Genomic DNA, 14669 nt, shown 5'->3' on the forward strand with positions numbered 1-14669 from the left:
GATATCCTGACATGACCTATATACTGGGCGGCTGGCAGTCGGACTTCGCGCGCAACTACGCCCGCGAAGGGCTGGAGATCGGCGACGGCTTTGCGGAGGCCGTCAACGGCGCGCTCCACGAGACCGGACTGGAGCCCGAGGACATCGACGTGGGTCACGTCGGCAACTTCGTCGGCGACCTCTTCACCGGTCAGGGGATGCTCGGCGGCTTCTTCGCCATGACCGACGAGCGGTTCACCGGCATGCCGGCCTCGCGCCACGAGGCGGCCTGCGCCTCGGGCAGCCTGGCGGTGCTCGCCGCCGCCGCCGACATCGAGTCCGGGCGATACGGGACCGCCATGGTCCTGGGTCTGGAGATGATGCGGAACGTGCCGGGCGTGACGGCGGCCGAGCATCTGGGCGCCGCCGCCTGGGCCGGGCACGAGTATCTGGACGCCACCTATCCTTGGCCGCGCGCCTTCTCGGACCTGACCGAGGAGTACGACCGTCGCTACGGCATCGACGAGCGTCACCTGCGCCGTATCGCCCAGATCAATTTCGACAATGCCAAACGCAATCCGAACGCCCAGACGCGGAACTACAGCTTCTCCAACGCAAGCTTCACCGACGATGACGAGGCCAATCCGGTCATCGAGGGACGCGTTCGCAAGACCGATTGTGGCCAGGTCACGGACGGCGCCGCCGCCATCATCCTGGCCTCGCCGGAACGGGCGGCGGACTATGCGAGGAAGCGCGGCATCCCGCTGGAAAGCATCCCCCGCATTAAGGGCTGGGGCCACCGCTGCGCCCCCATCGACTATGGGCGGAAGATCAGGGCCAGCGAGGGCCAGACCTATGTCTTCCCGCAGGTGAAGCGCGCCATCGACGACGCTCGCGCCCGCGCCGGCATCGACCTGTCGGGCGTTGACGCGGTGGAGACCCACGACTGTTTCTCGATGACCGAATACATGGCCATCGACCACCTTGGCCTGACCGCGCCGGGCGAGAGCTGGAAGGCCGTCGAGGCGGGCGACATCGAGCTGGGCGGGAAGCTGCCGATCAACGCGTCGGGCGGGCTGATCGGTTGTGGTCACCCGGTGGGGGCGACCGGCGTGCGGATGGCGCTGGATGCCTTCAAGCAGACTACGGGCACGGCCGGCGACTATCAGGTCGAGGGAGCGAAGACGGTTCAGACGCTGAACATCGGCGGATCGACCACGACGACGGTCAGTCTGGTCGTCGGGGTCTAACGCGGCGCCCGGATCGCCACCCCGACCGATCCCTGAGCCACCACCACGCCCGCATCCGTGACGACCTCGACCGTCACCACGGCCTTGCGGTCGTCGCGCCAGGTCAGGATTCCGGTGGCGTCCAGCCGAGTGGCGGATCCCGGCGCGGCGTTCAGGAAGCGCATCGTCAGATCGGTGGTGGCGAGGGTCTGACCGGGCTTCAGGATCGTCATCACCGCCGAGGCGCCGGCCATGTCGACGACGGCGGCCGTGACCCCGCCGTGGACGATGCCCATGAGGTTCAGGTGGCCAGCATCCACGTCCAGGGTGAAGCGCACGAAGCCTTCGCGCGCCTCGACCGGCCGGGCCCGCAGCCGTTTCAGAAAGCCCCCAACCTCGAGCCCCGCATCCATCCAGCGCCGGACCAGCTCCAGCCCGTCGACGGTGGGATCGAGCTGGAACCGGACCGGTTCGCTCACGCCGCCCCGCGCAGGGCCGGGCGTTCTGCCGTCCTGTTCGCGAACCGCTCGACGGCGGCGAGATACTCCCGCTCCAGCTGGCCCACGACATCGGCGATCAGCTCCACGGCCTTGACCGCCTCGATGCCCTGACCGGCGGCCCAGATGTCGCGCCAGCGCTTGTTGTCGCCGCCCGAGGCGTAGTTGCGCTCGGCCGGTCCGCCCAGATTGTCCGGGTCCTGACCGGCGGCCCGCAGGGAGGGTTTCAGCCAGGACGCGTCGGTGCCCGTGACCGAGGCGGACACCACGAGATCGTCCGGACCTGAGTCGATGACCATCTGCTTGTAGGCTGGCTGGGCCATGCTCTCGGTCGTGGCGAGGAAGCGGGTGCCCATGTAGACGAAATCGGCCCCGGCCGCGACCGCGCCCGCGATCCCGGCGCCGTCCCCCACGCCCCCGCCGACTGCGATATAGCCGTCGAAGAACTCGCGCACCGCCGAGATGAAGGCGAAAGGCGACAGGTGGCCGGTGTGACCGCCGGCGCCGGCGCTGACGCAGGCCAGACCGTCGACGCCCGCTTCGGCCGCCTTCCGCGCCAGCTTCATAGACACGACGTCGGCGAAGACGAGGCCGCCATAGGATTTTACCGTCTCCATTACCGGCTTCGGCGAGCCCAAGGCCGTGATCACGACCGGCGGCTTGTATTCGGCCACCAGACGCAGGTCCTCAGGCAGGCGGGCGTTGGTGGAATGGGTGATCAGATTGGCGATCCACGGCGCGTCGCCGGGTTTCAGCGCATCGGTGATCTGGCCCATCCAGGCGTCGAGATCCTCCACCGTGCGGCAGTTGGTGGTCGGAAACGCCCCGCCGATCCCGGCCTTGCAGGCGGCGATGACCATTTCCGGTCCCGAGATCAGGAACATGGGCGCCGCGAAGACGGGCAGGCGAAGCGTGTCGAAGGCGGCGGTCATGCGGGTACGGTCTCGTTGAAGGCGGCGCGCAGGTCGCGTTTCAGCACCTTGCCCACCGGATTGCGGGGCAGGGCGTCCAGCGTCTCCAGCCGTTCGATCTGCTTGTAGACGGCGACCTGACGATCCGTCGTCAGGAAGCGGTTGATCTCTTCCATGGTCGCGGTCTGGCCGGGTCGCCAGACGACGAAGGCGGCAAGGCGTTCGCCGAGATTGGGGTCCGGCGCCCCGACCACGGCGGCCTCGGCGACGGCCGGATGGGCGACCAGGTGGTTCTCGATTTCCTCGGACGAGATGTTCATCCCGCCCCGGATGACGATGTCCTTCAGCCGGCCGACGAACTTCAGATACTGTAGCCGGTCGCCGGCCAGTTCGAACAGGTCGCCGGTGCGGAACCAGCCGTCCTTGTCGAAGGCCCGGGCGTTGATCTCCGGCGCGCGCCAGTAGCCCGAGAAGATGGTCGCGCCCTTGACCCTGAGTTCGCCGGGCTTGCCGGCCTCGGTGATGGTGTCTTCCGTCTCCGGATCGACGATCCGGGTGAAGATCCGGTCATGGAGCATGCAGTTCCACTTGAACCCGTCGCCCAGACGCGGGAACAGCGTCGCGCGCTCGGCCGGGTCGGGAATGTCCTTCAGGGCGCTGGGGAAGGACGCGCCTTCGTTGGAGCCGAAATAGTTCACGATCTGCACGCCGTGCTTCTCGTGGAAGGTCCGCACCATCCATTCCGACAGGGGCGCCGAGCCCGAACCGATCGACTTCAAGCGCTTGAAATCGATGCCTTCCAGCAGGGCCTCGTTCTGCAAAAGCAGGTTCAGGACGGCGGGCGGGGCGACGGTGTAGTCGATCTTCTCCTCGCGGATCTGCTTCAGCAGGATCGGCAGATCGAACGGCTGGTGCTGGATCAGGACCCCGCCGAGCAACAGCCAGCCGACAAAGGCGGTGGAGATGCCCGCCATGTTGACCATCGGAAAGGGGTTCAGCAGGCGCGCGCCCGGCTCCAGGTCCGCCGCGTCGATGACGCCGGCGCCCATGATGATCCATTCGTTATGGCTGCGCGACACGCCCTTGGGCTGGGCCTCGGTGCCCGAGGTCCAGCAGATGGTGACGATGTCATCGGCGGTGACGCGGGCGTCCTGCGCCGCCTTCTGGGCCGTGCGATGCTGTTTGCCTGTAACGCCATCCATGAGGGGTTCGAGATCGAGCGCGCCGGCCGGGCAGGTCTCGCCCAGCACGAAGACGGTCTTCAGCGTGGGGCAACGGCCCTTCAGCGCGACGATCATCTCGCCATGCTGCTGTTTCCCGATCCTGTCGGCCGTGATCGCGGCCACGGCGTCGGTCTTGTCGATGATGTAGGCCAGCTCGTTCTCGCGGTACTGGACCGGCGCCGGGCTGGCGATGACGCCCAGACGCACGCAGGCCAGATAGGCGATGGTCAGTTCGGCGATATTGGGCAGCTGGATGACGACGACCTGATCCTTCCGGACGCCGTGGGCCACAAGCACGGCGGCCAGACGATCGACGGCGTGGGCAGTCTCGCGCCAGGTCAGGCGGTCGGGCTGGCCGCCGACGACATCGGCCGCGTTCAGCGGATCGACCAGGGCCTCCGTGTCGGGATGGGCCGCCACATGTTTGCGGAACAGGTCGTCGAGCGTGGTGTCGCCCCACCAGCCCTTCGACTTCATCTCCTTGATGCGGTCCCTAGGGATCACGATCATCGGGCCAGCTCCAGCGGTCGGGATTGAATTGAACGACAGAGGGCGCGGACGTCGTCGCGCACCACCTTGCCGACGGGGTTGCGGGGCAGGTCGGGGAGGATGTGCAATCTCTTCGGCGTCCGCACCGGGCCGATCCGGTCCCGGACGAAGGCGATGAGAACGGCCGGGTCGGCGTCAGGCGAAGCGGCCACCGCCGCCTCCAGCCGCTCGCCCCAGACCTCGTCGGGCTCGGCGAAGGCGCAGGCCTCGCGCACCAGGGGATGCAGGTTCAGCGCCGCCTCCACCTCGCCGGGATAGACGTTGTAGCCGCCCGTGATGATCAGGTCCTTGGACCGGCCGATCAGATAGAGCAGGCCGTCGTCGCCGATCCGGCCGATGTCCCCGGTCTTCAGCCAGCCTTCGTGCCGCGACACCGCTGTCAGCTCGGGCGCGTCCAGATAGTGCGTCCGCGTCAGGTCGCCGCCGACCACGATCTCTCCCTCGCCACGCGCGACGAGGACGCCGTCGGCGGTCAGCAGCCGAACCGGAGTATGGGCGAACGGGCGGCCCACCCCGGCGCGCTTGTCGGGATCGGTCATGTCGGCGGGCGACAGGCCGGCGATGGTCATGGGGGCCTCGGTCTGGCCATACAGGGTCGAGACGACGGGGCCGAAGCGGTGGATGGCCTGGGCGATCCGATCCGGCGACATGGGCGCGGCGGAATAGGTCAGGTGGCGCAAGCGCGGGAAGTCCTCGGGGCCGAATGCGGCCTCGCCCATCAGGAGAGCGATCAGGGTCGGGGGCATGAAGACGGTGGAGACGCGGGTCTTCAGCTCCCGGAGGATGGCCGCGCGGTCGGGCTCGGGCAGGAGGGCATGGGCGCCGCCCGCCGCCAGCACCGGCAGGACATAGTGAGACGAGCCGTGGGTCAGGGGCGCGACGGCGAGGTTCACGTCTTCGGCGGTGAAGCCGTAGAATTCGGACAGCGAGCGCAGGGCCGACCGGCCGCTGGCCTGGCGCTGGACCACCCCCTTGGGTACGCCGGTCGAGCCGCCGGTGAACTTCAGGGCGAAGGGGGCGTCCGGATCGTCCGTGATCGGAGGGGGGGGCGCGGAGCCGATGCCGTCGAGCCAGGCCTCCAGAGGCAGGGGACGGGGCGACACCCCCGCAGCCTCGGTCGAGGCCGCGTCGATCAGGGTCAGGGCCGGGCCCGCGCGGCGTTGGAAATCGCTGTTGAGGCGGGCGCCGTTCCGGGGGTTCAGCGGCATCCACACCGCCCCCGCGCGCAGGATGGCGAGATAGGCCACGACGTGCCGCCAACTGTTTCGCGCGCACAGTCCGACTCGGTCGCCGGGACCGACGCCGCGCGCCGCGAGGTCTCCGGCCGCGCGCTCGACGAGGGCGATGAGTTCGCCGTGGCTCAGGGTCGTCTCACCGTCGAACAGGGCGGGGCGGGCGGCCTTGGTCGTCTGGCCTTCGTAGAGGGCGTGGATCGGGTTCATGCGGCCCGCTCCAGCACGGTGACCACGGTCGCCGCCTCCTCGACGCCGAGGAAGCCGCCGCCGTTCTCGGCCACGGCGATGCGGGCGTTCTCGACCTGCCGGCCGCCAGCCTCGCCGCGCAGCTGGGTGATCAGTTCGTAGATCTGAGCGATGCCGGTGGCGCCGACAGGGTGGCCCTTGGACACCAGTCCGCCCGACGGATTGACCGGGGTCCGGCCGCCGAGCGCGAAGTCTCCGGCGCGAAGCCGGGCGCCGACCGTGCCCGGTCCGGCGAGGCCGAGGTTCTCGATCTGCTGAACTTCCGCGTAGCTGGTGGCGTCGTGGACCTCGGCGACATCGACGGCGTCCGGGCCGAGGCCGGCCTCTTCGAAGGCCTTGGTCGCGGCGCGTTTGCCGATGTGGTTCTCGAGGTCGTTCGCCGCCCGATCGCTTGCGCTGACGAGGGCGCAACCGCGCACGCGGACAGCGCGCGACGCTCCACCCAGCCGCGCCAGACCCCGGTCCGAGACCACCACGGCCGCTGCGGCGCCGTCGCTGACGGGGGCGCACATGGCGCGGGTGAAGGGGAAGACGACGGGCTTGTCGGCCAGAACCTGATCGACCGTCATGGGCGTCCGGTACTGGGCGCGGTCGTTGGCGGCGCCGGCGGTGTGGTTCTTGGCGGCGACGCGGGCGAAGTCCTCCTGCGTCGTGCCGTGGCGGGCCATGTGGGCGCGGGCCTGGGCGGCGTAGAGGTCCATGAACAGGCTGCGATCCGGGCCGGGGGCTTCGCCGCCCATCGCCCGGATGTAGGCCACGACGCCCTCCCGGTCATGGATGTCGGTCCCCCCTGCGAAGGCGGCGGCGACGCGGTCGGGACGGTCGGGCCAGACCATCTTCTCGACCCCTACGATCAGGGCGACGTCGCCCGCGCCGGCCTTGACCCAGTGGATGGCTGAAAGCAGGGCGGTCGAGCCGGAGGCGCAGGCGTTCTCGACATTGGTCACGGGGATGCCGGTCAGGCCGAGGGGGCGCAGGGCGATCTGGCCGCGCACCGTATTCTGCCCCTCCAGCATCGGCTGGCGGGTGTTGGAGAACCAGGCGGCTTCGATGTCGTCGATAGTGGCCCCAGCGTTGGACAGGGCGGCCGTCACGGCCTCGGCGGTCAGCGACTTGACGGTGTCGTCGAGGCGCTTGCCGAAACGGGTCATGGAGATCCCGGCGATGAAGACCTCGCCGCTCACGCCGCCGGTCTGCGTCGCTGCACGATGCGGAAGCGGGACGCCACAAAGGCCAGGTCCGCCAGACAGGCGTTGCCTGCGGGGTTCAGTCCCGTGACGTGATAGTCGCTGTAGGCGGCGGCGAAGTTGATCCACATCGCGCCGGTGAGATTGATCGACAGATTGGCCCCGGCGGCCTCATAGGCGGGCGTCGCGCGGTCGATGAACGCCTCGTCGGTCGAATAGAGGTAGGATGAGATGGAGCCCCTGGTCCGGGCCAGATCGGTTGCCTCGATCACCGCCTCGCGAGGGTCCTTCTTCACCAGGAACAGGACCGGGCCAAAGCGTTCCTCCGCATACAGATCCATCTGCTGGCCCTCGTCCACGGCGATGACCAGAGGCGTCATCGTGCGGGCGTCCGGGAACTGTGGATGGGCGTAGGGGGCGGGGTCGCGGAGCGTCCGCACGCCGGGCCGGTCGGCGACGGCGGCTTGCGCCTCGGCCACGACCTTCAGCGACACCTCGCCCTGGATCGCGCCCATGATGCCCGAGGCCATGGCCGGGTCGTCGGCGATGGCGTCGATCTGGTCGACGATGGCGGCGGACAGGGGGGCGAACAAGTCGGGCGCGATGTAGATGACCTGAGGGCTGGTGCACATCTGGGCCGAGAACAGGCTGGACGAGCGGGCCACGGCGCGGCCGACCGCGTCGAGGTCGGCGACGCTCTCGACGACGACGGTGTTCACGCCCGCCGTCTCGGTGAACAGCAGCTTGCCGGTCACCGTCCGCTCCAGATGGCCGCCGTAGCGGGGGCTGCCGGTGAAATCGACGATCTGGACGCGCGGGTCGTCGACCAGATCCTGGGCGACCGGTTCGGCGAGCGTATCGACGGCCAGGCTCACGAGGTTCGGGTCGAAGCCGAACTCGGTCAGGACGGCGCGGCTTGTCTGGACCACGAGGGCCATGGGCAGGACGGCGATGGGGTGCGGCTTGACCACGACCGGGTTGCCGGTCGCGAGCGAGGCGAACATCGCCGGATAGGCGTTCCAGGTCGGGAAGGAGGCGCAGCAGATGACCAGACCGACCCCGCGCGGGACCAGCACATAGGTCTTCTCCAGCGCGACCGCTTCGCCGCCGAACTGGCGATGATAGGTCGCCGACGGCGCCACGTCCCGCATGGCCTTGGCGGCGTAGGCGAGCGCCTCGACCCCGCGATCCAACGCGTTGGGGCCGGAGCCTGAGAAGGCCTGGGTATAGCTCTGACCCGCGACGTGCATGACGGCGTGGGCCATCTCGAAATTGCGGGCGTAGAGACGGGCGGCGATCTCCAGGCAGATCGCTATGCGCAGTTCGAAATCCGCCTCGCGCCAGTCACCCATGGCCGCGACGGCCGCGCCGATCAGGGCGTCCGGATCGCTCTTCGGATAGCGGATGTTTAGCGGCTGTTGCGTGAAGGGCGAGACCTCCTCGCCGACCTCGCCGACGACGCCGGGCTGACCGAGGTCGAAGGTCGTGCCGAGCCGCGCCTCGAACGCCGCCTTGCCGGCGCCCGGCTTGTCGGGGCCGTGGATCTTGGTCGAGGGACTGTCGCTGTAAGGGCTCCAGCTCTTGCGCGTCTGCACCGCGTCGATGGCGGCCATCAGTGTCTCCGCGTGGCGCGCGAACAACGCGCGGCGGCGTTCGTCGAGCGTTGTCGCCGACCCGTCCATCAGCCCAAACGCTCCACGATCATGGCCGAACCGACACCCTGCGCGCCGTGCGCCACGACGAGACCGTAGCGGCCTTCGCAGGCGTCCAGCGCATCGAGCAGGGACGACAGCAGGATGGCGCCCGTCGCCCCCATCGGATGACCCTTGGCCATGTGGCCGCCGCCGACATTGACCTTGTCGGGGTCGACGTTCCGCTCACGCATGAATTTGACGATGGTGACGGCGAAGGCCTCCATGAACTCGATCCGGTCCATGTCGTCCAGGGTCAGGTTCGCCTTCGTCAGCGCCCGGTCCATGGCGGTGAAGCCAGCCGTCAGCGACGCCGCCGGATCGCCCCCGGCCTCGGCATAGGCGACGATCTTCGCCCGCGCGCCAGTCGCTTCTCCCGTGACGATGGCGAGGCCGGCGCCGTCGCACATGGGCGGGGCGTGCGCGACGGTGTGCCGATGGTCGATGACCCGGCCTTCCAGCGCCGCGGCGTACTGTTGGCCCAAGGCTCCGAAGGCGGCCGGCATGGCGGCCAGGCTCTCGGCGGTGGTCGAGGCGCGGGCCGGCTCTTCCTTGTCGAGACCGTTCATGGCGATGCGCGACTTCACCAGCGGCGTGCCCTCGGCCGCCGCCGTCTTCTGCTGGGAAATCAGGGCGGCGGCGTCCATCTCCTCGCGCGACACCCCGATGTCCTCGGCCAGACGGTCGGCGGCGACGACGACGGGGATGTACCGGGTGCGCGGCGGGAAGCTGGCGTCCTCGTAGTAGTCGGCCTTGTCGCCCATGAAAGGGACCCGCGACATCATCTCGACGCCGCCGGCCAGAACTGTCTTCGCCCCGCCCGCCTCGACCATCTGGGCCGCCTGCCCGATCGCGGTCAGGCCCGAGACGCAGTAGTTGTTGAGCGAGAAGGCATAGGCGTCGTCGGGCAGTCCGGCGTGCATCTTGGACACCAGGGCGACGTTGGCGCCTTGCGCCCCCACCTGTCCGACGGCGCCCAGGATCAGGGCGTCGACCTTCCGCGCGGCGCCGCCGTTGCGGTCGTCCAGGGCGTCGATCAGGCCGCCGACAAGCTCATGCGGCTTCAGCGAGGCCAGGCCGCCGTCGGGGCGGGCCTTGGCGCGCGGCGTGCGGACGGCGTCGAGGATGTAGGCGGTCATGTCGGTCTCCCCCGAAGCGTTCGATCAGGCCGCGATCTGGTCGCCGGGCGCCCAGGTGCCGTGGAAGCCGGCGGGCACGCGGGCGGGCAGGGGGATGCGGGCGATCGGTCCCTTGTCGAAGTCCTGGGCGTTCAGGACCTGGACCTCCGACGTCCCGTCCGGCGCCGTGGCGAAGACGATGACATAGCCGTCGTCCTCGGACGTCGCGCCAATGCGGGGGGCGAAGGCGGGCTCCGAGCCGCCGACGCCGTCGGCGAATTTGTACTCCTGAGCCTGACCCGTGCCGAGGTCGTATTTCAGCAGGCCGTCGAACCGCTGCAGTTCCTCCGGCGCTATCGAGACGTGGTAGGACCACTTCGATTTGGCGCCCGTGTAGTCGAGGTTGATGACCGGGAACTCGCCGATGCGGTCGTCGAGCTGGCGCTTCCTCACCTCGCCGGTGACCATGTTCATCCGCCATTCGACCGGCACGGCGTTCAGCGCCAGCACGTTCACCATCGAGGCATAGGGGCCGTATTCCGGGTTCGGAGGAAAGCCGTTCGGCGTCATCATACAGGCGGTCATGACCACCTCGTCGCCGTCCTCCCAGGCATTGGCGACGTGGTAGATGTAGCATGTCTCGGTCTCGAACCATCTGATCTGGTCGCCCGTGCCGTATTTCGGCGCGACGCCGAAGCGGGCCGGCTGATCGGCGACCTTGATCTGCCACATGTGATTGCGCAGCCCGCCCTCGGTGAAGACTACCGGCAGGTCGTGCAGGATGACGTAGTTTTCGGTCAGCCCCATGTCGTGCGGCAGGCGCGGTCCGGGAAGGTCGACGCGCTGGAAGTTGGTCAGGACGTTGTTCCGATCGACGACGCCATAGGTCATCCACGGCTCGGTCAGGGAATAGTCGAAGAAGCAGAACTCGCCCGTGCGCGGATCGACCTTGCCGTGGGCCGAGACGTGGCGGGGCAGGGCGCCGCCGAAGGTCTCGTTGCCGAGGGTTTCGAGCGTGCGCGCACCGACGCGCACCGGTTTGCCGGAGATGTACCACAGGGCCATCAGCGAGCCGTTGTGGAAGACCAGATCGGTGTTGGCCGTGTCCTTGTAGACCAGCTCGCCGCGCTTCGAATCCGGACGCGATTTCGAGGAGGGCCGCAGCACCCCGCCCGCGCCGATGTCGAGGCCGGCCTTCTCGGCGCGATAGTCGTCGGTCCCGACGTAGCGGTTGCGGTACTCTACCTTGCCGTTCTCGAAAAAGACGGCGTGGATCATGCCGTCGCCGTCGAACCAGTGGTGCATCCCCTCGGGCGCCTCATGCGGGTTCGGGCCGTTGCGGACGAAGCTGCCGTGCAGGTCCTTGGGAATTTCTCCGATGACGGGCAGTTCCAGCGCCGTCGTCTCGACGGCCACGGGTTCGTACAGACCCTGAACATAGGGGTTCAGGGTGTTGAGGCCGGTCAGTTCGCCGGTCGAGATCCTGCGGGCTACGGCGGCGTCGTCGGCCATGGCTCAAGCTCCATCCATCCAGAAACACAAGTTACGCGGCGTGGTTTCTTAACGCAAGTCAGGTCTCACGCCTTGGGAGGAGAAGCGGCCAGGAACTCTTCGAACGCGGTGTTGCCGTCATAGGGTCGGGTCCAGTTTTCGGCCGACATCAGGGTCTCTCGGACCGCGTCGAACGCTGCCAGCGGGATGTCCGTGTCGCGCCCGAAGTCGAGGCCGGGTCCTTCGACGCGGTAGGCGGGGCGGACCTTTCCGGCCCCGGCCACGATGGTCTCTCCGTTCAGCAGACAGCTCTCGCTGACAAGCCAGCTGACCACCGGGGCCACGAGTTCGGCGGGCATGGCGGCGGCCGTGGCGTCGTCCACGTATTTCTCCGTCATTCCGGTCAGGGCGTACGGGGCGACGGCGTTGGCGTGGACCCCTTTCGAGACGCCCTCCAGGGCGATGACCCGCATCAGGCCGATCACCGCCGCCTTGGACGCCGAATAGGCCGCCATCCCGTGGACGCCGTGCAGACCGGCCGCCGAGGTCGTCATGACGATCCGTCCCGACCCCTGTTCGCGCATGTGCCGATAGAGGGGCAAGGTCGCCGTCAGCGTCCCGAAGAAGTTAATGTCGAACACGCCGCGCACCTGTTCGACGCTCTGTTTGTGCAGGCTCATCGCCTCGGGCACGCCGGCGTTGTTGATCAGGCCGTCGATGCGGCCGAACGCCTCCAGCGACGCCGCCAGCAGCCGGTCGCCGGCCCCCTCCTGTTCGACGGCGAGGGCGCAGGCCACGGCCTTTCCGCCAGCGTCGCGAATCCGCTGCGCCACCGCATCGGCCGAGGCCGGCTGACCCTCGGCCTTCGGCCGGGTGTTCACCACCACGCTCGCGCCCCGCGTCGCCAGATCGAGCGCATAGGCCAGGCCCAGGCCACGCCCCGCCCCCGTGACGACGACAACACGGTTTTCCAACGATCGGTCGGCCATCGACTTCCTCCACGCTACACTTGCGTAAAAGGACTTGCAAATATGGTCTGTTGGCGCAAGCCTCTCCGGCAGAGCTTCCGGCAAACAGGAGGCCAACCCAGGGAAGGGGACTGCATCATGAAGACCATCATCGGGAAGACCGCGTCCGCCGCCGTGCTGATCCTGGCCGCCGGTCTCGCATCGCCCAGCTTCGCCCAGTCGGCGTCTCAGGACGACGCCGCCTCGCTGGACGACGTCATCGTCACCGCCCAGCGCCGCGAGCAGTCGCTGCAGGATGTGCCGATCGCCATCACCGCCTTCAACGCCGAGACGCTGGAGCGGACGGCGGCGACGGGCATTCAGGACGTGGCGGCCAAGGCGCCGGGCGTGACCCTGACCCAATTCAACATCGGCGAGCCGCAGCTCTATATCCGCGGTGTCGGCACCACGTCCGACTCGGCCGCCAGCGACCCGTCTATCGGCGTGTCGATCGACGAGGTTTCCATCGGTCGTGCGGGCGGCAGTTCTCTGGCCTTCCTCGACATCGAGCGCGTGGAGGTTCTCCGCGGACCTCAAGGCACCCTGTATGGCCGCAACGCCTCGGGCGGCGCGCTGAACATCTATACGAACAAGCCGAAGTTCGAAGACACGACCATGGCGCTGCTGCGCTACGGCAGCTTCAACGAATGGGGCGGCGAGGCGGTGATCAACCGCATGATGGGCGAGACCTCGGCTGCCCGTCTGGCCGTGCGCGTCAACTCCAACGACGGTTATGCCGAGAACGTGCCTTCGGGCCGCGGACTTGAGGGCGGCCGCCAGTATGGCGCTCGTCTGTCGCTGTCGAGCCAGAACGGCGCCTGGAGCCTGCTGGGCCAGGTCGACGTCTCGCGCGACCGCATGGACGGCCACGCCCGTATCCCCGTGACCGCCGCCGGCACCGCGCCAGCCTTCGTCACCCTGATCAACAGCCTGCGCACCGGGCTGGACGTGCGCCAGAGCTATTCTTCGCCGGACAACTATCAGGACCGCGACAACTGGGGCGCGCTGGTGCGGGTCGGCTATGAAGCCGAGGCCTTCGACGTCGTGTCGCTGACCTCTTATCGCGACAACGAGTACGGCTGGCGCGACAACCTGGGCGGCCTGCCCTTCCCGAACTTCCCGCTGATGGTCGACGACCGCGCGACCGAGGACGCCAGCCAGTTCAGCCAGGAATTCCGCCTGGTCTCGAAACCGGACTCGCCCGTCAGCTGGGTCGCCGGCCTCTACTACTTCAGCGAGGACGTGGACCGGTCGGAACGCTTCATCGTCCAGGCGGCCCTGCCGATCGCACCCCCGTCGTTCGGCGGCGACACCACCTTCAACCAGACCGCCCAGAACACCAGCTACGCCGCCTTCGGCCAAGCGACGATTCCGTTCGCCAGCATCTGGGAACTGACGCTCGGCGCTCGCTGGACGCACGACGAACGCGACATCCATCAGGTCGCCCTGGACAACGAGAACGGCGCCAATCCGCCCGTCGGCATTCCGCTGGGACCGACGGGCCAACCCTACAATGTCCGCGCCAACGCCGAGTTCGAGGAGCCGACCTGGAAGATCGCCCTGGCGGTCGAGCCGTTCGACAACGTGCGCCTCTATGCCTCCTACGACCGCGGCTACAAGGCGGGCTCCTTCGCCTCGGGCGCTCAAACCGCCGCGCAGGCGGGGACGCCGCTCCGTTCGGAACTGCTCGACAACTACGAGCTGGGCCTGAAGTCGACGATCATGGACGGCCGGCTGCGCTTCAACGCCGCCGCCTTCAAGCTCGAGTACGACGACCTGCAGGTCTATGAGCTGCTGGGCCTGAACCTGGTCACGTCCAACGCCCAGGCCGAGGTCAACGGCTATGAGATCGAGAGCGCCTTCGCCGTCTCGAACACCATCACCATCGGCGGCTCCTATACGTCGCTGGACGCCAAATACACGTCGAACGCCGTCTCGGGCGCGTCGGTCCTGCCCTACAACGGCCTGACCCTGCCGCGTTCGCCGGACAGCCAGTACACCCTCTACGCCGACGGCGAGTGGGACATGTGGGGCGGCGCCCTGGCGGCCCGCGTCGACTATCAGTGGACGGACGACATCTTCTTCGACCCGTCGAACAACCCGGAGGTCCGCTCGCCGGCGCACAGCCTGGTCAGCGCCTACGCCTCGTGGGAAGCCGCCAACGGGGTGAAGATCGCCGTCTACGGCAAGAACCTGGGCGACACCGAATACCAGCAACACATCATCAAGAACGTGGGCGTGGGCTTCAGCGTCTTCGGCCCGCCGCGCAGCTACGGCATCGCCGTCAGCCGCAGCTTCTGATCGGA

Annotated in this window: 11 protein-coding genes; 2 read left to right on the forward strand and 9 right to left on the reverse strand. The window is 68.4% G+C overall.

Going from position 1 to position 14669, the window contains the following annotated elements:
• Nucleotides 1-11 precede the first annotated feature (11 nt).
• The gene (locus tag O5O43_RS01925) at nt 12-1229 is read left to right on the forward strand and encodes an acetyl-CoA acetyltransferase (protein ID WP_271085244.1); all 1218 of its coding nucleotides are present in this window, start codon (nt 12-14) and stop codon (nt 1227-1229) included.
• On the opposite strand, the gene O5O43_RS01930 is transcribed toward O5O43_RS01925, so the two are convergent.
• The 9 genes from O5O43_RS01930 to O5O43_RS01970 form a co-directional block, all read right to left on the reverse strand.
• Nucleotides 1226-1687, reverse strand: coding sequence for a PaaI family thioesterase (locus tag O5O43_RS01930; RefSeq protein WP_271085245.1), 462 nt, complete (start codon nt 1685-1687; stop codon nt 1226-1228). The genes O5O43_RS01925 and O5O43_RS01930 overlap by 4 nt on opposite strands.
• The gene (locus tag O5O43_RS01935) at nt 1684-2637 is read right to left on the reverse strand and encodes a nitronate monooxygenase (protein WP_271085246.1); all 954 of its coding nucleotides are present in this window, start codon (nt 2635-2637) and stop codon (nt 1684-1686) included. The genes O5O43_RS01930 and O5O43_RS01935 overlap by 4 nt, the downstream gene beginning before the upstream one ends.
• Entirely contained in the window at nt 2634-4349 is a 1716-nt protein-coding gene (locus O5O43_RS01940) for a class I adenylate-forming enzyme family protein (RefSeq protein ID WP_271085247.1), read from the reverse strand. The genes O5O43_RS01935 and O5O43_RS01940 overlap by 4 nt, the downstream gene beginning before the upstream one ends.
• A complete protein-coding gene (locus tag O5O43_RS01945) occupies nt 4346-5830 on the reverse strand; it encodes an AMP-binding protein (RefSeq protein ID WP_271085248.1) in 1485 nt (494 codons plus the stop codon). The genes O5O43_RS01940 and O5O43_RS01945 overlap by 4 nt, the downstream gene beginning before the upstream one ends.
• Nucleotides 5827-7053 carry a thiolase family protein gene (locus O5O43_RS01950; RefSeq protein WP_271085249.1) on the reverse strand — a complete coding sequence of 409 codons (1227 nt, stop codon included), beginning with the start codon at nt 7051-7053 and terminating at the stop codon, nt 5827-5829. Before O5O43_RS01950 ends, O5O43_RS01945 begins: the two co-directional genes overlap by 4 nt.
• The gene (locus tag O5O43_RS01955) at nt 7050-8669 is read right to left on the reverse strand and encodes an aldehyde dehydrogenase family protein (protein ID WP_271085250.1); all 1620 of its coding nucleotides are present in this window, start codon (nt 8667-8669) and stop codon (nt 7050-7052) included. The genes O5O43_RS01950 and O5O43_RS01955 overlap by 4 nt, the downstream gene beginning before the upstream one ends.
• 68 nt (nt 8670-8737) lie before the next feature.
• A complete protein-coding gene (locus O5O43_RS01960; RefSeq protein ID WP_271085251.1) occupies nt 8738-9886 on the reverse strand; it encodes an acetyl-CoA C-acyltransferase in 1149 nt (382 codons plus the stop codon).
• Nucleotides 9887-9910: 24 nt separating this feature from the next.
• Nucleotides 9911-11377 carry a carotenoid oxygenase family protein gene (locus O5O43_RS01965; RefSeq protein ID WP_271085252.1) on the reverse strand — a complete coding sequence of 489 codons (1467 nt, stop codon included), beginning with the start codon at nt 11375-11377 and terminating at the stop codon, nt 9911-9913.
• Nucleotides 11378-11442: 65 nt separating this feature from the next.
• Nucleotides 11443-12345, reverse strand: a complete 903-nt coding sequence (locus tag O5O43_RS01970) for an SDR family NAD(P)-dependent oxidoreductase (protein ID WP_271085253.1) — start codon at nt 12343-12345, stop codon at nt 11443-11445.
• A gap of 117 nt (nt 12346-12462) precedes the next feature.
• Between O5O43_RS01970 and O5O43_RS01975 the strand changes: the two genes are divergently transcribed.
• Complete coding sequence (locus O5O43_RS01975; protein ID WP_271085254.1) at nt 12463-14664, forward strand: TonB-dependent receptor; 2202 nt, start codon at nt 12463-12465, stop codon at nt 14662-14664.
• Nucleotides 14665-14669: the final 5 nt, after the last annotated feature.

Source organism: Brevundimonas sp. NIBR11, assembly GCF_027912535.1.
GTDB lineage: Bacteria > Pseudomonadota > Alphaproteobacteria > Caulobacterales > Caulobacteraceae > Brevundimonas.

Coding starts and splice junctions, on each gene's coding strand:
- O5O43_RS01975 (WP_271085254.1), top strand. CDS start 12,463: ATGAAGACCATCATCGGGAAGACCGCGTCCGCCGCCGTGCTGATCCTG.
- O5O43_RS01955 (WP_271085250.1), bottom strand. CDS start 8,669: ATGGCCGCCATCGACGCGGTGCAGACGCGCAAGAGCTGGAGCCCTTAC.
- O5O43_RS01940 (WP_271085247.1), bottom strand. CDS start 4,349: ATGATCGTGATCCCTAGGGACCGCATCAAGGAGATGAAGTCGAAGGGC.
- O5O43_RS01935 (WP_271085246.1), bottom strand. CDS start 2,637: ATGACCGCCGCCTTCGACACGCTTCGCCTGCCCGTCTTCGCGGCGCCC.
- O5O43_RS01965 (WP_271085252.1), bottom strand. CDS start 11,377: ATGGCCGACGACGCCGCCGTAGCCCGCAGGATCTCGACCGGCGAACTG.
- O5O43_RS01960 (WP_271085251.1), bottom strand. CDS start 9,886: ATGACCGCCTACATCCTCGACGCCGTCCGCACGCCGCGCGCCAAGGCC.
- O5O43_RS01945 (WP_271085248.1), bottom strand. CDS start 5,830: ATGAACCCGATCCACGCCCTCTACGAAGGCCAGACGACCAAGGCCGCC.
- O5O43_RS01925 (WP_271085244.1), top strand. CDS start 12: ATGACCTATATACTGGGCGGCTGGCAGTCGGACTTCGCGCGCAACTAC.
- O5O43_RS01970 (WP_271085253.1), bottom strand. CDS start 12,345: ATGGCCGACCGATCGTTGGAAAACCGTGTTGTCGTCGTCACGGGGGCG.